Source organism: Streptomyces sp. TS71-3 (assembly GCF_018327685.1).
Classification (GTDB): domain Bacteria; phylum Actinomycetota; class Actinomycetes; order Streptomycetales; family Streptomycetaceae; genus Streptomyces.
In genome coordinates this window covers 236,938-257,075 of the sequence record NZ_BNEL01000003.1, presented here as the reverse complement: position 1 = coordinate 257,075, position 20,138 = coordinate 236,938, and the positions used below count along the sequence as shown (strand labels likewise).

The following is a 20,138-nucleotide window of genomic DNA, read 5'->3' as shown; positions in this document are numbered from 1 at the left end:
CGTCCGTACGCGAGCAAGGGAGCCCGCGATGAGCGACACGATCACCGCGGACCTGGTCGACCTCGACCTGGCCGCCGACACCAAGGAGAGCGCCGCACGCGCCCTCGCCGAGCGGATGGCGGCGCTCGGACGCGTGACGGATCTGGACGCCTTCCTCGCCGACGTCGCCGCGCGCGAGGCGCAGATGCCGACCGGCCTGGAGGGCGGCATCGGCATCCCGCACTGCCGCAGCGCCCACGTCACCGAGCCCACGCTCGCCTTCGGCCGCAGCGCCCACGGCATCGACTTCGGCGCCCCGGACGGCCCCGCCGACCTGATCTTCCTCATCGCCGCGCCGGCGGGCGCCGACGACGCCCACCTGACCATGCTCTCCGCCCTGGCCCGCCGCCTCATGGACGCCGACTTCACCGCCGCACTCCGGCGTGCGGACGACCCGGTGCGGGCGGCGGCGCTGGTGGGGGGCGAGGAGGCGGCGGGGGCGGTCACCACCGGGGCGGACGGTGCCGTGGACGGTTCCGGTCCGCCCGGGGACGGCCCGCCGGACGGTTCCGGGGAGGCGGAGGGCGCAGGCGCGGCTGACGGCACGGGCGACGACACGGGCGAGGCCGACGGCACCGCGGAGACGCCCGGTGCCGCGGCGGGCGGCGCCGGGACCCCGCCGTTCCGGATCGTCGCCGTGGCCTCCTGCCCCACCGGGATCGCGCACACGTACATGGCGGCCGAGGCGCTGGAGAAGGCCGGGCGCGAGGCGGGCGTGGAACTGGCCGTCGAGGCCCAGGGCTCGGCGGGCTTCACGCGGCTGGACCCCGCCGTGATCGCCGCGGCCGACGCGGTGATCTTCACCCACGACGTACCGGTGCGCGAGAAGGAGCGGTTCGCGGGGAAGCCCACCGTCGACGTGGGCGTGAAGGCCGGCATCAGCCGCCCCGCCGACCTCGTCGCCGAGGCCCGCGCCCTGGCCGCCGCCCGCGGCACGGCCGGCACAGGGGCGCCCGGAGCGGACGCGCCGGCGCGCACCCCCGTGCAGAACGCCGGTGCGCACGGCGACGGTTACGGCACGAAGCTCCGCACCTGGCTGATGTCCGGCGTCAGCTACATGGTGCCGTTCGTCGCGGCGGGCGGCCTGCTCATCGCGCTGGGCTTCGCGATAGGCGGCTACCGCATCGACAAGGCCCCGTCCGTCGCCGAGCACTTCGTGTGGACCGACCACGTCAGCTGGGCCGCGCTGCTCTTCCAGATCGGCGGCCTCGCCTTCGGGTTCCTCATCCCGGTGCTCGCCGGCTACATCGCCTACGGGATGGCGGACCGGCCGGGGCTCGTCCCCGGGTTCGTCGGCGGCTCGGTCGCGGTCAGCATCAACGCGGGCTTCCTCGGCGGCCTCGCGGCCGGCCTGATCGCCGGCACGGTGGTGCTCGGCCTGCAACGTCTGCGGATCCCCACCTCGATGCGCGGCATCATGCCGGTGGTCGTCCTGCCGCTGCTCTCGTCGATCGTCGTCGGCTTCCTGATGTTCCTGGTCATCGGCAAACCCATCGCGTTCCTCCAGAGCGCACTCACGGACTGGCTGAAGGGACTGTCGGGCACGAACGCGATCATCCTCGGCGTCATCCTCGGCCTGATGATGTGCTTCGACCTCGGCGGACCGCTGAACAAGGTCGCGTACACCTTCGCGGTCGGCGGTCTGGCCGGCCCGACCAACGGCAGCCTCAAGGTGATGGCCGCGGTGATGGCGGCTGGCATGGTGCCCCCGCTGGGCATGGCGCTCGCGACCGTGGTCCGCGGCCGGCTCTTCACCCGCACCGAGCGCGAGAACGGCAAGGCCGCCTGGCTGCTCGGCGCCTCCTTCATCACCGAGGGAGCGATCCCGTTCGCCGCGGCGGACCCGTTGCGGGTCATCCCCTCGTCGATGGTCGGCGGTGCCGTCACGGGCGCCCTGTCGATGGCCTTCGGCTGCACGCTCCGGGCCCCGCACGGCGGCGTCTTCGTGGTGCCGCTGATCGGCGGCCCGCTGCTCTACCTGGTGGCGATCGCGGCGGGCGTGTGCGTCTGCACGGCGCTGGTGGTCGGCCTCAAGGGAGCCAAGGCGGCCAAGGCGGCGAGTGCCGCCGAGCAGGACGGGGCGCGCTCCGGAAGCGGCGCGGGGGACAGCGAGGGGAACGGCGAGGAGAACGGCGAGGGGCGCCCGGGGGTGCCTCCCGCGCCCTCCACGCAGAAGGGGGCCGCCGAGAGCCCGCAGTCGACGGAAACAGTCCCTTCGGGCCGTTCTGTCTCATAATCGCCTGTCAAGCACCGGCCTCATGATGTCTACTGGGTGATATGTCCGAACACGTCTCGACAATTCGGCGCGTGGCGCGAGCCGTTCTGGTGGTGGCGAGCGCCGTGGCCGCCTTGGTGCGCACCGCGGCGCCACGCGGGCTCTCCTGGGCCGCTCGCGTGGCGCAGACGACTCACAGGGTACGTCCACCGCGTCCGTCCGGCCGGGAGCGACAGGCGGAGCGTCCCAGGTCAGGCGCGGGGCCACTGCCGCACCCGGGCCGACGGCCCGCGGCGCAGGAGGGCGGCGGCCCGAACCGGCCGGGCACGGCCGGGTGGCGGCGTGTGCGGGCCCTGCATGCGATGCCCCGTCAGGTGGTCCCTCCGACGGAGACCGTCGATCTCACGCCGGCGGAACGGGCCGCGTTCGCCGGCCTCGTACGGCAGTTCAGCGAGGGGCGCCGCTAGGTCGTGTCCGGCGGATCTTCGTGGATCAGCCTGCGGCGTCTGGTGCCGTGCATCGCAAGGCGGAGGATCATACTCGTACTGGGCGTACCCGGATGACTCCGACAACGGGGCGAGGTGCGGTGCTGGGGGCACTCCCCCACTGCCCTGAACGGGCGTGGGAGGTACCCCCACCCACGCCCTTCAGGCAGTGGGGGAGTCGCGGGCCCACGAAGATCCGCCGGACACGACCTAGGGGCCGCCAGGGTCGCCAGCCAGGGGCAGCCAAGGGGCGGCCCGGCACGGCGTACGGCTGAGGCGGGTCAGGGAGTGCGGGAGGCGCGCCGTGCCATGGCGCCGCGGGCCTCGGCCTCGCTCGTGTAGACCTCGCACATGTGACGCCCGTTCGGGGTGGCCGTGTGCTCGACCTCCCAGAGGCTGACCTCCCGGCCGTCCGCCAGCAGGAAGGCGTGCTCGTACAGCGAGTACCCCAGCCGGGCCTCTCCGGCCGGCGTGGGACGGCCGAACGCCTGGGTGATCTGGTGCGCGAAGGCGGAACTGAGCAGCCGTAACATGTCCAGGCCCGGCCGGTCGGCGTTCTCCGCGCGCCGCAGGAGACGGCGGGCGTGGTCCGCGGAGTTGTCCGGGACGTAGACGTGCCGGGGCAGCGGCATCGGCGGGATCTGCACGGTGACGGGCAGGTCGAAGTCCTGCGGCTCGTCCGCGGGCAACGGCAGCCGCTCCATGGCGGTGCGCAGCTCGGTCTCGTCCGCGTACAGCTCGTGCTGGTCCTGCCGCGCCCTGGCCGGCCCCTCCGGCATCGGTGCCGCCATGGCGCCGGGGAAGGGCGTCGGCCGGGCGGTGTTGTGCACCAGCTCCCAGAGGGTGACCGCGCTGCCGTCGGCGAGCAGCCAGGTGTGCCGGTAGGTGAGGCGGTGCAGGTCGCCGCTGTGGTGTGCGGAGTGCAGCGAGCCGTCGTAGGCCAGGGCCGCGGTGAGGCGGCACAGCACCTCGTCGGGGAGTTCGAAAGAGTTCAGGGCGCGCCCGAGGAGCCGCGCGAGATGCTCCTCCGGAGTCTCGGGCGACTGTTTGCCTTCGCACGCTGTTTCGTACGGAACGCTCAAGGCTTCTCCCGCGTCGCTACATGTCACCTCGTGAGTGCATACCGTAGCCCCTCCCCGGGCCGGCATGTCCAGGAACCGGGAAAACGCCCGGCCCGCGCGACGAATTCCTCATCTGACCTCGGGAAAAGGGCAGTTCACGTGCAGATCACGTGTGTGTCCGCCCCGGGTGCGGGCGGCCGGCCGGCTCGTTCCGCCGGCCGCCCGCACCCGGGCCGTGGAGCCCGTCTCAGAGGGCGCTGCCCGCCTTCCAGGCGCTCCACGACATGTTCCAGCCATTCAGCCCGTTGTCCGGGGCGACGGTCCTGTCCGGCGAGTTCTTCACCGTCACGACGTCCCCGATCAGCGAGTGGTCGTAGAACCACTCGGCCGACGTGGCCGCCCCCGCGCCCTGGACGTCCTGGAGCCCCACGCAGCCGTGGCTGGTGCCCTGGCGCCCGAACGGCGGGTTGCCGCGGGAGTACCAGTAGTTGCCGTGGATGAAGGTGCCGGAGTTCGTCAGGCGCATCGCGTGCGGCACGTCCGGGATGTCGTACTCCCCGCCGAAGCCGACCGTGGACCCCTGCATACGGGTCTGGATGAACTTCTGCGAGATCACCATCTGGCCGTTGTAGGTGGTGTGCTGCGGGCTGCCCGACGAGATCGGGACGGTCCTGATGGTCTTGCCGTCCCTGACCACCGTCATCGTCTGGGTGCGCGCGTCCACCGTGGAGACCTGGGAACGGCCGACGGTGAACGTCACCGTCTTGTCCTGCACGCCGTAGACGCCCTGAGCGCCCTCGACCCCGTCCAGGTGGATCTTCATGGTGACCCTGGAGCCCGCCTGCCAGTACGACTGCGGCCGGAAGTCCAGCCGGTTGCCCCCGAACCAGTGGCCCACCACCTCCTGCCCGCTGCTGGAGGTCACCTTGATGCCGGACTGCACCGCCTTCCTGTCGGTGATCGCCTTGTTGAAGGTGAACGAGACCGGCATGCCGACGCCGACCGTGGTCCCGCCGTCCGGGGTGTAGGTGCCGATGAAGCTGTGGGCCTGCGTGACCGTGGTGAACTGCGAGTTCGCCGCCGCCGTGCGGCCCTTGGCGTCCTTGGCCGTGGCCGATATGCGGTACTGGGTGGCCCGCTCCAACTGGTCCTTGGGCTTCCAGACCGACCCGTCGGACGAGAGCGTGCCCGCCACGGACCGGCCGCTCGCCGCCTCCACCATGCTGACCCGGGTCAGCTTGCCGCCGCTGACCTTCACCTCGGTGGCGTTGATCGAGGCGTTCGCGGAACCGTCCTTCGCCGAGATCGCTATCTCCGCGGTGGAGATCCGCCCCGAGTCAGAGTTCGCGCCCCCGCTCGAACTCTCCTTGCCACCACCGGGCTTGCCGTTGTCCGCCGAGGCGTCGCCGCCGCAGGCGGTCAGGGTCAGCGCACCGACCGCCAGCACGGCGCACGCCAGCAGCCCGCGCCGTGCGGCGCGCCCCCGGACCGACCGCACCGGCCGGGCACCCCGCACGACGGTCTCCCGTTCCGCCGTCCCCCGCCCCACCATGTCCTGCGTTCCCACGAGTTGCTCCAGTTTCGGGTGAAGTATCCGATGTTCACGACCTGGGCGATCCAGGTGATCTGCTCCGTTGTGGGAAGAGAGCGGCATGCGAAGGGAATGGTTCCCTCCGCTTGTCTGATATCGGTGCTCCGGGATCGGGCGGGATCGGGCGGGATCGGGTGGGGCGGGTGGGAGCGGTCGGTGCGGGTGAACGGGGCGGATGTTTCCGTTAAGGCGGGGTGAGGCGTGTGTGGGGTGGAGGCGGCACCGGGACCCGCCAGCGGGACTCCTCACCGGGGCCCGTCAGCGGGACTCGTACAGCTCGCGGTACGACGGGAACGTGCCCCCCGGGCCCGAGACGGACTCCGCTGCCCGTACCGCCGCGACGATCGCCCGGGTCACCAGGTCCGCGCCCACCGACAGGATCTCGTTCCGGGCGGCCACGGCCGCCGCCAGCGCGGCGGCCCCGGCGGCCCCGTCGTCAGGTGCCGGATCCGACGGCCCCCGCCCCGCACCGCCGGTCACCGGCCGGGCGCCGGTGGCCAGAACGAACACGGTGTCCCCGTCGTGCATCAGGTGCGAGGGGCGCACGGCGCGCGCGATGCCGTCGTGCCCGGCGCCGGCGAGCTTCTGGGCCTGAGCCCGGGTCAGCGCGGCGTCGGTGGCCACCACGGCGAGGGTGGTGTTCATCGGCGGCGGCGCACCTTCCGCGGCCTCGGCCAGCCGCCGGCGCGCGGCCTCGTGCACCGCCGTGTCGGGATACCGCACCCGGCCCCCGAAGGACTCCCCGTACAGCGCCCCCGTCACGGGGTCCACCGCCGAGCCCGCGGCGTTCGCCACGACCAGCGCGCCGACCGTCACCCCGGACGCCAGCACCGTGCTCGCCGTGCCGACACCGCCCTTCATGCCTCCGATCACCGCTCCCGTGCCCGCCCCCACGCTGCCCATGGCGACCGGGGCGCCCGCTTCCGTGGCAGCCGCGGCCTCGACGGCGGTGCGTCCGGTGGCGGCGTCCGGCCGCGCCCGGAAGTCCCCGCCGCGGCCGAGGTCGAAGCAGCAGGCGGCCGGCACCACCGGGACCACCTGCGCCGGGTCGAGCCCGACCCGCACGCCCCGCCGCTGCTCCTCCAGCCAGGCCATCACGCCGGCCGCGGAGTGGAGCCCGTACGCGCTGCCGCCGGTCAGGACCACCGCGTCGATCCGCTCGACGACGTTGCGCGGGTCGAGTGCGTCGGTCTCCCTGGTGCCGGGGCCGCCGCCACGGACGTCCACCGCTCCGACCGCGCCACCCTCCGGGGCGAGCACCACCGTGGTGCCGGTGAGCCGCCCGCCCCCGGTCAGCGTGGCGTGCCCGACGCGCAGTCCCGGCACGTCCGTCAGCGCGTCCAGCCGTGCCCGTCCCGTGGCGTGGCCGCCCTCTCCGTGCCCCGTGCCGTCCTCGCCGCGCGCTGCCGAGGCGCCCTCAGCGCGGCCCCGATCGTCACTGTGCATCGTCATGGGGCATGCGTATCACGGGGGTTCGCCGCCGCTGCCCGTCCGCTCCGCCGTCCGGGCCTCGCGGGCCGCTGTCCGCGCGGAGAGCGTGATGCTGGTGGCCACGCTGAGTGCCGTCGTCGCACCCGTCGCCAGGATCGCCCAGTGCCCCGCGAACGTACAGGCCAGGACCGCCGCCGCGGTGCCGGGCAGTACCAGTTGCTGGGCGATGCCCACCTTGTGGAAGCGTGCGTGCAGCACCCACACCGTGAGCAGGTACACCGCCGTCGGAACGGTGACCGTCGCGCTCGCCACGAGCCCGGAGACGTCCGCGTGGCCCACCCTCTGCTCCACCGCCACCTCGATGCCCGCGCCCAGCGCCGCCACCGACGCGAAGACCAGGTAGTGGCCGTACCCCCACACGAACGCGTGCCTCCTGGAGCGCAGCTGACCGTGGAGGGGGACCGCGAAGTAGATCCACCACACGGAGAACACCAGCAGCAGCCCACCCGCCGCGTAGGGCAGCAGCTCGGGCAGCGCGTCGCTCCCCTCGGTGCCGGACTTGACCGCTGCCGTGGCCGCGGCGATGGCCTCGCCCAGCACGATGATCGTGAACAGCCCGTACCGCTCCGCGATGTGGTGCGGGTGCCACGACTGCTTCATGTACCGCTGCGCGTACGGCGGGACGCACAACTCCGCGATGACCATCGCCAGGAACACCCAGGGCCGTACCGGTTCCGGCGCCAGCAGCACGCCCACCCAGCCGCCCTGGCAGAGCAGCACGCCGATGGCGTACCGCAGGGCCATGCCGCGCTCCCGGCCGGCCGTGGCCACCGCCACCCGCAACCACTGGGTGGACATGGCCACCCGCATGATGGCGTAGCCGAACCAGACGACCAGGAAGTCGTCGCCCGCGAAGACCCGCGAGACGCCGGCCGCGAGTACCAGCACGCCGGAGATCTGGACGAGGGTCGCCAGGCGGTAGGGGACGTCGTCGTTGTCGTACGCCGAGGCGAACCAGGAGAACTGGATCCAGGCCCACCAGATGGCGAAGAAGACCATCGCGTAGTCGAGCAGGCCCTCGCCGACGTGGCCCTCCTCGAACTTGTGCACGAGCTGCGCGCCCGCCTGGGCGATGGCCACCACGAAGCAGAGGTCGAAGAAGAGCTCCAGAGGCGAGGCGACCCGGTGGGACTCGTCGCGGCGCCGCGCGGTGATCCTGCGCACGGGCCGGGCGGTCGGCGGACGGCTCCCGAAGGCGCCTGAGGCCGAGCCGGAACTGGAAGTCATGCCTCCAGCACAGCAGACCTGTCCCGGCCGATCGCTTCTTCGATCCCGTGTCGAGCGGCGGGCGCGGCGAACCGGGGGTGGTCGCCAGGGTACCGGCCCGGGTGCGGGGGAGGGGGTCGGGAGGCTGCCGCAGGCCGGTGGGTTGCCGCGGGCCGGATGGTTGCCGTGGGCCGGGGGCGTCCGGGGTGCCCGGGGTTCCCGGGGCGTCCGGAGCTTCCGGAGTGCTCGGCGGTGGGGTTCCGGATGCGCCCCGGGTGGGGGCGGGCCGGGGCCGGTCCGCGGCCTGGGCGGTCCGGGCGGCCGGCACCTGGTCGTACGCTGGTGGAATGACGAGCGCTTCCGGCCCCGACCCCCGTGATCCGAAGGCACCCGGCAATCCCGAGGTCCCGGGCGATCCGCAGGTTCCGGGTGATCTGAGGGCTCCGGGCTCGAAGGCGTTGTCCGGTGGACAGGTGTCATCCGGTGGACGGGTGTCATCCGGCTCGGGCACCCCCACCGGTCCGAAGGACGCGATCGTCTTCGACGACCCGCTGTCGCAGCGGTCGTCGGACGACTCGGACCAGGGCTGGGGCGAGCGGCCGTCGGGGGGCGGCGACAGCGCCGCGGACCTCGCGCGGTTCCTCGACGAGAAGCCGCCCCACCACCTCTGAACCCGCCCGACCAGGCCCTCCCGCGCCCACCGGCGGACGACCGCCACCGGCGTGCGGACGGCGGCCGTGGGGCCGCCGACCGCCATGAGGCCGTCGGGAACCCCTACCGGTCGGCCATCTGCAGATGGGGCATCTGCAGATCGGGTATCTACCAGTCGGCCGTCTACCGGTCGACCATCGGGCCGCCCCGCTGGGCGATCAGCTCGTCGCGGATCTGCTGGAGAACCTCCAGCTCCGTGAGGTCGATGGGCTCCTTGCTCAGGCCCTCCCGCGCTGCCTTCCTGGCCGCCTGCCTGGCGAGGACCCTGGCCATCGGCAGCACCATCAGGAAGTAGACGACGGCCGCGGTGATCAGGAAGCTGAGAGTGGAGCTGAGCACCGTGCCCCACATGATCGGGACGCCTTCGATGACCGTGCCCGTCTTCAGGTCGTACTTGCACATGCCCTTGAGGCACGAGCTGTACTTGTCCAGGTCCTTGGTGCCGAAGGCGCCGACGACCGGGTTGATGACGCCCTTCACCAAGGAATTGACGATGTTGGTGAATGCGGCTCCGATGACCACCGCAACCGCCAGGTCGACGACATTTCCGCGCATCAGGAAGGACTTGAAGCCCTCCCAGACACCGGACTCCTGGTTCTCGCTCACCGAAAGGCCTCTCTTCGTACAAGCAGCTAGTGGAGTAATCAGGTCCGCAACCTACGGCAGCGCGCGGGAGGCCTGTCCATTTCGCTGACTCATATGTGGGACTTGACACGGAAACTTTGTGCGGGAGGTCCCGAAGCGTCAGCACAACGTCACCGCCAGCCGTGCCGTGGCCCCGGCTCCGGCGAGCCGGGTGGCGGTCGGACGGGGTACCGAGAGCACGACCAGCGCGCCGGTGCCCATGCCGCCCTCGGCCGGTTCCGGCACCTCCACGACCCGGGCGCCCTCGGCGACCACCTGCGGTTGCTGGCCGCGGTCCGAACCGGGGGCGTCCGCCGCGATCACGTCCACCCGGTCGCCCGGGCGCAGCAGCCGTACCGCCTCCGCGTCCGCGATGCGCACGGGGGCCGTCACCAGCCGGGGTGCCGGACGGGCCGGGTGCGGGACGACCGGATGGCCGCCGGCCGGCGACCTCCCCCGGCCGGTGTCGGACGGTGCGGCCGCGACGAGGGCCGCCGCGGTCATCGCCAGCCCGGCCGCGACGGCACGTCTGCGGTGCCGCAGCAGCCGGCGCATCCGCGGGTGCCCGGGGCCGACCCGCACCGGGGAGAAGGGCGGCACCCCAGATGTGGGAGGCGCCCCTCCGGTGCCGCCGGGTCCCCCGGGTCCCCCTGGGCTCACGGCGCCCACACCAGGTCCGGGGGACGTCAGGCGTGAACCTGCGACGGCGGAGAAGGAGGGGGACGAGGAAGGACCGGGCGGCGAAGAGTGGCCCGGCGGGGAAGAAGGACCGGGCGGGGAGGCGGCACCCGGCAAGGGGGAAGGACCGGGCGGGGAGGCGGCACCCGGCAAGGAAGAACGACCGCGTGAGGAAGAGGAACGCGGAGAGGGAGAGCACGAGGAAAGCTGGGACATGACGACGACCACCGCCTGTGTGAGAGTCCGGAGATGCCCTCCCACGATGCGGCGCTCCGCCCGATCCCGCTGAGCCCCGTGGACTACTCACCGGTTGTGGAAAACTTCCTCACCCGAAGGTGAGGTTCCAGCCAACCAGGCGCGGCCTCAGGGCAGCTCGATCCCCGTCTCCAGCCCGTTCAGCGCACTGCCGCACAGGCAGTCCCCGCCCGCCTCGCCGGGTAGCCCGGCCACGGCGTCGAACAGCACCGTGCGCAGCCGGTCCACATTCGCGGCGAAGACCTTCAGCACGTCCTCGTGGGTCACGCCCTCGCCGGTCTCGGCGCCCGCGTCCAGGTCGGTGACCAGCGTCATCGACGTGTAGCAGAGCTCCAGCTCACGGGCGAGTGCCGCCTCGGGGTGGCCGGTCATGCCCACGACGGACCAGCCCTGGGCCGCGTGCCAGCGGGACTCGGCGCGGGTGGAGAAGCGGGGTCCCTCGATCACCACGAGCGTGCCGCCGTCCACCGGCTCCCAGTCGCGGCCGCGCGCCGCCTTCACGGCGATCCGGCGTCCCGTCGGGCAGTAGGGGTCGGCAAGGGAGACGTGGACCACCTTCGGGGTCGTCCCGTCCGGCAGCGGCTCCCCGTCGAAGTAGCTGTTCGCCCGGCTCTTCGTACGGTCCACGAGCTGGTCGGGGACGAGGAGCGTGCCGGGCCCGTACTCGGCCCGCAGGCCGCCCACGGCGCACGGTGCGAGTACCTGGCGGACGCCCACCGAGCGCAGCGCCCACAGGTTCGCGCGGTAGTTGATTCGGTGCGGCGGAAGATGGTGGCCGCGCCCGTGGCGGGGGAGGAAGGCCACCCGGCGGTCCGCGATCGTCCCCAGGAACAGTGAGTCGCTCGGAGCGCCGTAGGGGGTGTCGACCTGGACCTCGGTGACGTCGTCGAGGAAGGAGTAGAAGCCGGAGCCGCCGATGACACCGATCTCGGCCTGAGTCGCGTTCGCCTTGTTCGCCATGGCGAGCACAGTATCCGGACCCCGCCCCGCCCCTTGACCCAGCCGTGGAACAGGAGCCGGCGGCCCCCGGGGCCCGCCCTGAGCAGTCGCGTCCTAGGCAGCCGAAGAACTGCTCGACGAGCTGGAGCCGGAGCCAGAACCGGAAGACGAGGACGACGACGAGCCGGAGTCCTTGGAACCGGAACCGGAACTGGAACCGGACGACGAGCCCGAGCCCGAGGAGGAGGAACCGGAGTCGGAGGAGGAACCCGACCCCTTGGACCCGGACGACGCCTTCGAGGACGACCCGTTCGACGACGAGCTACGGCTGTCGTTCCGGTAGAAACCCGATCCCTTGAAGACGATGCCGACCGCGGAGAACACCTTCTTCAGGCGGCCGCCGCAGTTGGGGCACTCGGTCAGGGCGTCATCGGTGAACTTCTGCACCGCCTCAAGGCCCTCGCCGCACTCGGTGCACTGGTACTGGTAGGTCGGCACTGGTTCTTCCTCCTGGCACTCTCACTCATTGAGTGCTAACGACGGTCCATAGTGACCTATTCCTCGGTGTGAGTCCACTGCGACCGGGCTTCGGTGATCCACGCCACGCGCGCGCGTGCGCCCCCGCCCACGCGCGCGTGGCCACCTTCAAGCCACCACGCGCACCACATATGCCCAGGTCACGCAGCTCACCCCGTCCCTCACCGCTCACCCGGGCTCACCCTGTCCCCGCACCGCTCACGCGAGCTCACTCCTCCTCACCCCTCACCCCTCACCCCTCACCCCTCACCGCTCACACCTCGCCGCCCTCCCGCGCCCTGCTCTCCACCCGTGCCCAGCCAGCCCGCCAGCTTGCCGCCCCGGGCGACCGCGCGCAGGCGGCGTTCCGTGGCGTCGCGGACCGGGTCCGTCGCCACGACGAGGAGCTCGTCGCCGTACCGCAGCAGCGTGGTGGGGAGCGGGACGAAGGAGGTGCCGTCGCGCACCACCAGGGTGACCGCGGAGCCCGTGGGCAGCCGCAGCTCGTTGATCTCGACGCCGTTCATCCGGGAGCCCTCGGGGATGGACACGGACAGCAGGTGGCCGCGCAGCCGCTCCAGGGGCGCCGCCTCGATGCCGAGGTCCGCGGCGCCCTCCCGGTCGCCCAGGTGCAGCTTCCTGGCCAGCCACGGCAGCGTCGGCCCCTGGACCAGCGTGTAGACCACCACCAGGACGAAGACCATGTTGAAGATCCGGTGGCTGTCGCGGACGCCCGTCACCATGGGGATGGTGGCCAGGATGATCGGCACGGCGCCGCGCAGCCCGGCCCAGGACAGCAGCGCCTTCTCCTGCCAGGGCATGCGGAACGGCAGCAGGCTGACCACGACGCCCACGGGCCGCGCCACCACCGTCAGCACCAGGCCGATGATCAGGGCGGGCAGGATGTCGTCCACCAGCTCGTGCGGGGTGGCGAGCAGGCCGAGCAGGACGAACATGCCGATCTGCGCCATCCAGCCGACCCCCTCGGCGAAGCCGCGGGTGGCGGGCCAGTGGGGCAGCTTGGAGTTGCCCAGCACCACCGCCGCCAGGTACACGGCGAGGAAGCCGCTGCCGTGCGCCAGCGCGCCCGCCGCGTACGCGGTGACGGCGATCGCCAGTACCGCGATCGGGTACAGGCCGGACGCGGGCAGCGCCACCCGCCGCAGGCCGTAGGCGCCCACCCAGGCGATGGCGAGCCCGATCGCGGCCCCGATCGCCAGCTCCATGGCGATGGTGCCGAGCAGCGTGTACCAGTGCTCCACGGGGCCCCGGCTGGAGAACGCGACCACCAGGATGACCACGGGGGCGTCGTTGAAGCCGGACTCGGCCTCCAGGACGCCGGTGATGCGTGCGGGCAGCGGCACCCTGCGGAGCACGGAGAACACCGCCGCGGCGTCGGTCGACGACACCACCGCGCCGATGATGAGGGCCTGCCGCCAGTCCAGTCCGGCCAGGTAGTGCGCGGCGGTCGCCGTCACCCCGACGCTCACCCCGACACCGACCAGGGAGAGCGCCACCGCAGCCGGCAGGACGGGCTTGATCTGACTCCACTTCGTGCCCAGGCCGCCCTCGGCCAGGATCACCACCAGGGCCGCGTATCCGACCATCTGCGTCAGCTCGGCGTTGTTGAAGGTGATGTTGCCGATGCCGTCCTGGCCCATGGCGACGCCGATGCCCAGGTACACGAGCAGGCTGGGCAGCCCGCTGCGGGACGAGAGGCGGACCGCCACCACCGCGACGAGCAGGACGAGCGAGGAGACAAGCAGGAGCTGGTTGAGGTCGTGGACAGTCAGCGGCCGTTCCTTCCCCTTCTGGGCCCGAGTGCCGTTTGGTACGCGCGTTGGCACGCGCGCGTGGAGCGTCCGCAGGGGTAGGCGCGCGTGCAGCGTCCGCGCACCCGGCGCCCGGGCCGGACACCATCAAGTACTTCGTTACCTTACCTAATCGTTAACGGTTCCTTGACGCGTTCCCGGCAGCCGGTGGACGTTCGCGCGGTCCCTCGGAGGTGGCGCCGTGGCCTGAGGACGCCCCCTGGGTCATGGCCGCGTCCGGCACCCACAGGCGCTGCGCCTATGGTTGCTCCAGCACTCTCGCGCCACCGGCCGCAGGGGTGCACGAACCTGCGCCGGTACGTCCCGGACCGCCCGGTCCCGACCGCCCACTCCGAACTGCCGCTCGCGAAGGACTGCAAGGACAGCGATGCCCTCCACCACCACCGCCTCTTCCAGTCGGACGTCCGGTAAGTCCGGCCGGCAGAAGGGGCGCCGTGTGCGTCTCCTCGTGCTCGTTCTGGTTCTGGCCGTCGTCGCGGGCGTCGGCTATGGCGCCTACTGGAGCGTCAGCACGGTGCGTGCCTCGTTCCCGCAGACCAAGGGCTCGGTCAGGCTGGAGGGCCTGTCGGGTCCGGTGGACGTGAAGCGGGACTCCTACGGCATCCCGCAGATCTACGCCTCCTCCGACGAGGACCTGTTCATGGCGCAGGGCTATGTACAGGCCCAGGACCGCTTCTGGGAGATGGACGTCCGCCGTCATACGACCTCCGGGCGGCTCTCCGAGATGTTCGGCAAGAGCCAGGTCAAGACCGATGAGTACCTGCGCACGCTCGGCTGGTACCGGGTGGCGCAGCAGGAGTACGACTCCAAGCTCTCGTCCTCGACCAAGAAGTACCTCCAGGCGTACGCCAAGGGAGTCAACGAGTACCTGGCGGGCAAGGACGGCGCGGACATCTCCGTCGAGTACGCCGCCCTCGGCTTCACCAACGACTACAAGCCGCAGAAGTGGACCCCGGTCGACTCGGTCTCCTGGCTGAAGGCGATGGCCTGGGACCTGCGTGGAAACATGCAGGAGGAGATAGACCGCTCCCTGATGACGAGCCGGCTGACCACCGACCAGATCAAGGACCTGTACCCCGAGTACCCCTACGACCTGCACAAGCCCATCGTCCAGCAAGGTTCCTACGACGCCGCGACGGACACGTTCGACGGCAACGGCTCCACCCAGGGGAGCGCCGGATCCGGCGGAACGTCGACGACGGGCGGGACGTCGACTGACGGTGGGACAGGTGGGACAGGCGGGACCCAGCCGGACGGCGGGACGTCGACAGGCGCGTCGGCGGCCGGTGGGACGGCGGCGGGCACGGCGGGCACGGGCCTCGCGGACGGCGTCGCGGCACCCAGCGGCACGCAGAGCCAGCTCTCGGCCGTCTCGGACGTCCTGGACGGCATCCCGTCCGTCTTCGGGCCGAGCGGCAGCGGCATAGGCTCGAACTCGTGGGTCGTCTCCGGCGACCACACCATCACCGGCAAGCCGCTCCTCGCGAACGATCCGCACCTGGCGCCCGAGCTGCCGTCCGTCTGGTACCAGATGGGCCTGCACTGCCGGGCCGTCTCCGACGCCTGCCACTTCGACGTCTCCGGCTACACCTTCGCGGGGATGCCCGGCGTGGTCATCGGCCACAACCAGGACGTCGCCTGGGGCATGACGAACCTGGGCGCCGACGTCACCGACCTCTACCTGGAGAAGCTGACCGGCAGCGGCTACCAGTACGGCGGCCAGGTGCTGCCCTTCAAGACCCGCAAGGAGACCATCAAGGTCGCCGGCGGCAAGCCCAGAAACATCACCGTCCGCGAGACCAACAACGGGCCGCTCCTGTCGGACCGTGACGACGAACTGGTCAAGGTCGGCAAGAAGGCCACCGTCACCTCCGCGGCACCCGACAGAGGCGACGGCTACGGCGTCTCGCTGCGCTGGACGGCCCTGACGCCCGGCAAGTCAATGGACTCGGTCTTCGCGCTGGACCGCGCGCAGAACTGGCAGCAGTTCCGCGCGGCGGCGGGCGAGCTGGAAGTGCCCTCCCAGAACCTGATCTACGCCGACACCAAGGGCAACATCGGCTACCAGGCACCCGGCAAGATCCCGCTGCGCCCCGACGACTACGACGGCTCCCTCCCGGCGCCCGGCTGGGACCCCAAGTTCAGCTGGACGGGGAAGTACATCGCGCAGTCCGCGATGCCGAACGAGTACAACCCGAAGCGCGGCTACATCGTCACCGCGAACCAGGCCGTCGTCGACAAGGACAAGTACCCGTACCTGCTGACGACCGACTGGGAGTACGGCACGCGCAGCCAGCGCATCACCGACCTGATCGAGTCGAAGATCAAGCACGACGGCAAGATCTCGCCGGACGACATGCGCCAGATGCAGATGGACAACAGCAGCGAGATCGCCAAGCTGCTGACACCCAAGCTGCTGAAGATCGGCGTCTCCGACAAGTACGTCCGCCAGGGCCAGCAGCTCCTGGAGGGCTGGGACTACACCCAGAACCCGGACTCGGCGGCCGCGGCCTACTTCAACGCCGTCTGGCGCAACATCCTGAAGCTCGCCTTCGGCGACAAGCTCCCCAAGGAGCTGCGGGTGGAGGGACAGTGCCTCGCCGTGCCGCCCGCGAACAAGACCGCACCCGCCGACGAGGAGCAGCAGCTGGTCACCGAGTGCGGCGAGCGGGACCCGGACTCCGCGCAGCCGGACGGCGGGGACCGCTGGTTCGAGGTGGTCCGCCGGATCGTCGATGACCAGGACAACGCGTGGTGGCAGTCGCCCAAGACCCGCCTGGAGCCCGCCACCAAGACACGTGACCAGCTCTTCGCGCGTGCCATGAAGGACGCCCGCTGGGAGCTCACCGCGAAGCTCGGCAAGGACATGGACACCTGGAGCTGGGGCCGCCTGCACCGGCTCACGCTGAAGAACCAGACCCTCGGCACCGAGGGCCCGGGCTTCATCCAGTACGCCCTCAACCGCGGCCCCTGGAACCTGGGCGGCGGCCAGGCCGCGGTGGACGCCACCGGCTGGAACGCCGCAGGGGGCTACTCGGTCATCTGGGTGCCGTCCATGCGGATGGTCGTCAACCTCGACGACCTCGACAAGTCCAAGTGGATCAACCTGACCGGAGCCTCGGGGCACGCCTACGACTCGCACTACACCGACCAGACGGACAAGTGGGCGGGCGGCGACCTGCTCGACTGGTCGTTCTCGGAGAAGGCGGTCGACAAGGGCACCGAGGACACGCTGGTGCTGAGGCCGTGAGGCCCTGAGACCTGGGTCTCGGGGCCGGGGCCCCGGGTCCCCACTGCCGGTCCGGTCCCGGCGGACTCCCGGTCCCGGCAGCCGGCAGCAGGCGCCGGGTGGTCGGGCGGCCGCCGGACGGCGGCCGCTCAGAACCGCCGCACCCCCGACGGCGTCACGGCCGCCTGCACCGGGCGGTCGTGCGCCAGCCCCGGCAGCCGTTCCACGATCTCCGCGTCGTACAGCAGCACCACCAGCGCCGGCGTGGCCCCGGCGGCCGCCAGGCGGGCCAGCACGCGGTCGTACGAGCCGCCGCCGCGGCCCAGCCGCGTGCCCCGCGCGTCCACGGCGAGACCGGGCAGCAGGACGACGTCGGCCGTGAGCACCGCCTCGGGGCCGAGCCGTTCCCCGCGCGGCTCCAGCAGGGTGAGCCGCCCCGGGCGGGGCACGCGCTCCACCGACTCCGCGCCCTGGTACTCGCCCCAGTCCAGGTCGTGGTCAGGCCGCAGCACCGGCAGCAGGACCCGCGTATCGCGCGCGTGGAGGGCGTCCAGCAGAGCGGGAGTGCCCGGCTCGCGGCCCACCGAGACGTACGCCGCGACGGCCCGCGCCTCCGCCATCTCGGGCAGTTCCAGGGCGCGCCGCGCCAGGAGCCGTTCCGCCTCCTGGACGTCATCGTCCGTAAACCTGTCCCTCGCCGACAGGAAACCTCGGCGCAACTCGCGCTTCTCAGTATGGGAACCCTCGGCGAATTTCTTCCCACGGTCGTGCATGGGGTGCTCACAAACCTCTCTGAACGCGCTCATATGCCGATGAATTATGTGGAGCCACAGTTAGGCCGCATAGCCACCCGTTATGGTGGCCGCATGACTGAGTCTCCCCACCCCCCGATCAGCAAGGCGGTCATTCCCGCCGCCGGCCTCGGTACGCGCTTCCTTCCGGCCACGAAGGCCACTCCGAAGGAGATGCTCCCGGTCGTCGACAAACCGGCGATCCAGTACGTGGTCGAAGAGGCCGTCTCGGCGGGACTCCAGGACGTCCTCATGGTCACGGGCCGCAACAAGCGCCCCTTGGAGGACCATTTCGACCGCAATTACGAGCTGGAGGAGGCGCTGTCCAAGAAGGGGGACAGCACGAGGCTCGCAAGGGTGCAGGAGTCCAGCGACCTGGCGACCATGCACTACGTGCGCCAGGGCGACCCGAGGGGCCTCGGCCACGCCGTCCTGTGCGCCGCGCCGCACGTGGGCAGCGAGCCCTTCGCCGTCCTCCTCGGCGACGACCTGATCGACCCGCGAGACCCGCTGCTGGCCCGGATGGTGGAGGTGCAGCGGCAGCAGGGCGGCAGCGTCATCGCGCTCATGGAGGTCGACCCGGCCCAGATCCACATGTACGGCTGCGCCGCGGTGGAGGCGACGACCGACAGCGACGTCGTCAAGGTCAGCGGCCTCGTCGAGAAGCCCGACCCCGCGGACGCGCCCAGCAACTTCGCCATCATCGGCCGCTACGTCCTCGACCCCGGGATCTTCGACATACTGCGCCGGACGGAGCCCGGCCGCGGCGGCGAGATCCAGCTCACCGACGCCCTCCAGCAGCTCGCCGTCGACGAGAAGGCGGGCGGCCCGGTGCACGGCGTCGTCTTCAAGGGCCGCCGCTACGACACCGGAGACCGTGGCGACTACTTGCGTGCCATTGTCAGACTCGCGTGCGAACGTGAAGACCTGGGCCCCGACTTCCGGGCCTGGCTCCGGCGATACGTCACCGAGGAGATGTAGCGATTTGAGCAGCACCGCCACCCCACATGCCGCAGGTCAGGACCACATCTGGTCGGTGGCCGAGCACCTGGAGGACATCCTCGCCACGGTCCGCCCGCTGGACCCCATCGAGCTGCACCTCCTGGATGCGCAGGGCTGCGTCCTCGTCGAGGACATCGCGGTGCCGCTGTCCCTCCCGCCCTTCGACAACAGCTCCATGGACGGCTACGCGGTCCGCTCCACCGACGTCTCGGCCGCCGAGGACGAGTCCCCCGCCGTGCTGGCGGTCATCGGGGACGTCGCCGCGGGCCAGGCCCAGCAGCCCACCGTCGGCCCCGGCCAGGCCGCCCGCATCATGACGGGCGCCCCCGTGCCGCCCGGTGCGGACGCCGTCGTCCCGGTCGAGTGGACCGACGGCGGCCTCGGCGGCGGGCCCGTCTCCGGCATGCGGGCGCACAGCGCCGCCCCGGAGGGCGCCGCGGGCGAGGTCCAGGTGTACCGGCCCGCGAAGCAGGGCGCCCACGTGCGGACCCTGGGCAGCGACGTGCGCGCGGGCGACCGCGCCCTGCGGGCCGGCACGGTCCTCGGCCCGCCCCAGATCTCCCTGCTCGCCGCCATCGGGCGCAACGCGGTACGCGTGCGCCCGCGCCCGCGCGTGGTGATCATGTCCACCGGCAGCGAACTGGTGCAGCCCGGCGGCGACTTGCGCCCCGGCCAGATCTACGACTCCAACAGCTTCTCCCTCACCGCCGCCGCACGGGACGCGGGCGCCCTCGCCTACCGCGTCGGCGCGGTCGCCGACGACGCGGACACCCTGCGCTCCACCATCGAGGACCAGCTCATCCGCGCCGACCTCCTGGTGACCAGCGGCGGCGTCAGCGTCGGCGCCTACGACGTCGTCAAGGAGGCGCTCTCCGCCATCGGCGACCCGACGGACGTCCACGACCCGGCGGCGGGCAGCGGCATCGAGTTCCGCAAGCTCGCCATGCAGCCCGGCAAGCCCCAGGGCTTCGGGACCATCGGCCCCGAGCACACCCCGCTGCTCGCACTGCCCGGCAACCCCGTGTCGTCGTACGTCTCCTTCGAGCTGTTCGTCCGCCCCGCCATCCGCGCCCTGCGCGGCCTGCCCGACGTGCACCGGCCCACCGTCAGCGCCACGCTCCGCGCGGATGCGCCGCTGAGCTCGCCCGAGGGCCGCAGGCAGTTCCTGCGCGGCGCGTACGACCCCGAGACGGAGACCGTCGCCCCGGTGGGCGGTGCCGGATCCCACCTCATCGCGGCGCTCGCCCATGCCGACGCCCTGATCGTCGTCCCCGAGGACACCACCTCCGTGGCGCCGGGCAGCAAGGTGGAGACGGTCCTGCTCGGCTGAGGCCCCGCTCCGCGCGGTACCGTGTCGCGCACACAGGGCCCGTGCGGCGCGCCGCACGGGCCAGGACCGGGAGCGCAGAACATGACGGCGATGTCCAGGGGCGAGCCCCTCGGACCCCCTCCGCACGGCCGGGAGGGCGAGCA

The 20,138-nt window shown here is 72.0% G+C and carries 16 protein-coding genes; 6 read left to right on the top strand and 10 right to left on the bottom strand.

Features of this window, described 5'->3' with window-relative positions:
* Positions 1-28 precede the first annotated feature (28 nt).
* The gene (locus tag Sm713_RS25700) at positions 29-2,275 is read left to right on the top strand and encodes a fructose-specific PTS transporter subunit EIIC (RefSeq protein ID WP_212912455.1); all 2,247 of its coding nucleotides are present in this window, start codon (positions 29-31) and stop codon (positions 2,273-2,275) included.
* 745 nt (positions 2,276-3,020) lie between these two features.
* Here Sm713_RS25700 and Sm713_RS25695 read toward each other — a convergent pair.
* The 4 genes from Sm713_RS25695 to Sm713_RS25680 all read right to left on the bottom strand — a co-directional run bounded on the left by Sm713_RS25695 (position 3,021) and on the right by Sm713_RS25680 (position 8,109).
* Complete coding sequence (locus tag Sm713_RS25695) at positions 3,021-3,821, bottom strand: DUF6227 family protein (protein WP_212912454.1); 801 nt, start codon at positions 3,819-3,821, stop codon at positions 3,021-3,023.
* Between the two features lie 226 nt (positions 3,822-4,047).
* Entirely contained in the window at positions 4,048-5,367 is a 1,320-nt protein-coding gene (locus Sm713_RS25690; RefSeq protein ID WP_249416689.1) for an Ig-like domain-containing protein, read from the bottom strand.
* A gap of 282 nt (positions 5,368-5,649) precedes the next feature.
* Positions 5,650-6,843, bottom strand: coding sequence for a P1 family peptidase (locus Sm713_RS25685; protein WP_249416688.1), 1,194 nt, complete (start codon positions 6,841-6,843; stop codon positions 5,650-5,652).
* A 12-nt stretch (positions 6,844-6,855) separates the two neighbouring features.
* Positions 6,856-8,109, bottom strand: coding sequence for a low temperature requirement protein A (locus Sm713_RS25680; RefSeq protein WP_212912453.1), 1,254 nt, complete (start codon positions 8,107-8,109; stop codon positions 6,856-6,858).
* Positions 8,110-8,579: 470 nt separating this feature from the next.
* Between Sm713_RS25680 and Sm713_RS25675 the strand changes: the two genes are divergently transcribed.
* Positions 8,580-8,759, top strand: coding sequence for a hypothetical protein (locus Sm713_RS25675; protein WP_212912452.1), 180 nt, complete (start codon positions 8,580-8,582; stop codon positions 8,757-8,759).
* A 163-nt stretch (positions 8,760-8,922) separates the two neighbouring features.
* On the opposite strand, the gene mscL is transcribed toward Sm713_RS25675, so the two are convergent.
* From mscL to Sm713_RS25650, 5 genes are all read right to left on the bottom strand, one after another.
* The gene (gene mscL / locus Sm713_RS25670) at positions 8,923-9,405 is read right to left on the bottom strand and encodes a large conductance mechanosensitive channel protein MscL (RefSeq protein WP_212912451.1); all 483 of its coding nucleotides are present in this window, start codon (positions 9,403-9,405) and stop codon (positions 8,923-8,925) included.
* Positions 9,406-9,543: 138 nt separating this feature from the next.
* Positions 9,544-10,023: a hypothetical protein gene (locus Sm713_RS25665; RefSeq protein ID WP_212912450.1), complete on the bottom strand. Its 480-nt coding sequence runs from the start codon at positions 10,021-10,023 to the stop codon at positions 9,544-9,546.
* 441 nt (positions 10,024-10,464) lie between these two features.
* The gene (locus tag Sm713_RS25660) at positions 10,465-11,316 is read right to left on the bottom strand and encodes an S-methyl-5'-thioadenosine phosphorylase (RefSeq protein ID WP_212912449.1); all 852 of its coding nucleotides are present in this window, start codon (positions 11,314-11,316) and stop codon (positions 10,465-10,467) included.
* Positions 11,317-11,409: 93 nt separating this feature from the next.
* Positions 11,410-11,793: an FmdB family zinc ribbon protein gene (locus Sm713_RS25655; RefSeq protein WP_212912448.1), complete on the bottom strand. Its 384-nt coding sequence runs from the start codon at positions 11,791-11,793 to the stop codon at positions 11,410-11,412.
* Positions 11,794-12,071: 278 nt separating this feature from the next.
* Entirely contained in the window at positions 12,072-13,658 is a 1,587-nt protein-coding gene (locus tag Sm713_RS25650; RefSeq protein WP_212912447.1) for a potassium/proton antiporter, read from the bottom strand.
* A gap of 225 nt (positions 13,659-13,883) precedes the next feature.
* Here Sm713_RS25650 and Sm713_RS25645 point away from each other — a divergent pair, with 225 nt between their 5' ends.
* Complete coding sequence (locus Sm713_RS25645; RefSeq protein WP_212915154.1) at positions 13,884-14,054, top strand: hypothetical protein; 171 nt, start codon at positions 13,884-13,886, stop codon at positions 14,052-14,054.
* Positions 14,011-16,893: a penicillin acylase family protein gene (locus Sm713_RS25640; protein WP_212912446.1), complete on the top strand. Its 2,883-nt coding sequence runs from the start codon at positions 14,011-14,013 to the stop codon at positions 16,891-16,893. Before Sm713_RS25645 ends, Sm713_RS25640 begins: the two co-directional genes overlap by 44 nt.
* Before the next feature lie 128 nt (positions 16,894-17,021).
* Here Sm713_RS25640 and Sm713_RS25635 read toward each other — a convergent pair whose 3' ends face one another.
* Complete coding sequence (locus tag Sm713_RS25635) at positions 17,022-17,645, bottom strand: 5-formyltetrahydrofolate cyclo-ligase (protein ID WP_212912445.1); 624 nt, start codon at positions 17,643-17,645, stop codon at positions 17,022-17,024.
* Positions 17,646-17,738: 93 nt separating this feature from the next.
* On the opposite strand from Sm713_RS25635, the gene galU reads away from it, so the two are divergent.
* Positions 17,739-18,644 (top strand): UTP--glucose-1-phosphate uridylyltransferase GalU, encoded by a 906-nt coding sequence (galU, locus tag Sm713_RS25630; RefSeq protein WP_212912444.1) that lies wholly within the window; start codon positions 17,739-17,741, stop codon positions 18,642-18,644.
* 4 nt (positions 18,645-18,648) lie between these two features.
* A complete protein-coding gene (gene glp, locus Sm713_RS25625) occupies positions 18,649-19,995 on the top strand; it encodes a gephyrin-like molybdotransferase Glp (protein WP_212912443.1) in 1,347 nt (448 codons plus the stop codon).
* Positions 19,996-20,138: the final 143 nt, after the last annotated feature.

What these genes read in the sequence shown, in the direction of transcription:
- galU (WP_212912444.1), top strand. Translation starts at nt 17,739, where the DNA reads ATGACTGAGTCTCCCCACCCCCCGATCAGCAAGGCGGTCATTCCCGCC.
- Sm713_RS25645 (WP_212915154.1), top strand. Translation starts at nt 13,884, where the DNA reads ATGGTTGCTCCAGCACTCTCGCGCCACCGGCCGCAGGGGTGCACGAAC.
- Sm713_RS25680 (WP_212912453.1), bottom strand. Translation starts at nt 8,109, where the DNA reads ATGACTTCCAGTTCCGGCTCGGCCTCAGGCGCCTTCGGGAGCCGTCCG.
- Sm713_RS25640 (WP_212912446.1), top strand. Translation starts at nt 14,011, where the DNA reads ATGCCCTCCACCACCACCGCCTCTTCCAGTCGGACGTCCGGTAAGTCC.
- Sm713_RS25700 (WP_212912455.1), top strand. Translation starts at nt 29, where the DNA reads ATGAGCGACACGATCACCGCGGACCTGGTCGACCTCGACCTGGCCGCC.
- Sm713_RS25685 (WP_249416688.1), bottom strand. Translation starts at nt 6,843, where the DNA reads ATGACGATGCACAGTGACGATCGGGGCCGCGCTGAGGGCGCCTCGGCA.
- Sm713_RS25660 (WP_212912449.1), bottom strand. Translation starts at nt 11,316, where the DNA reads ATGGCGAACAAGGCGAACGCGACTCAGGCCGAGATCGGTGTCATCGGC.
- Sm713_RS25635 (WP_212912445.1), bottom strand. Translation starts at nt 17,645, where the DNA reads ATGCACGACCGTGGGAAGAAATTCGCCGAGGGTTCCCATACTGAGAAG.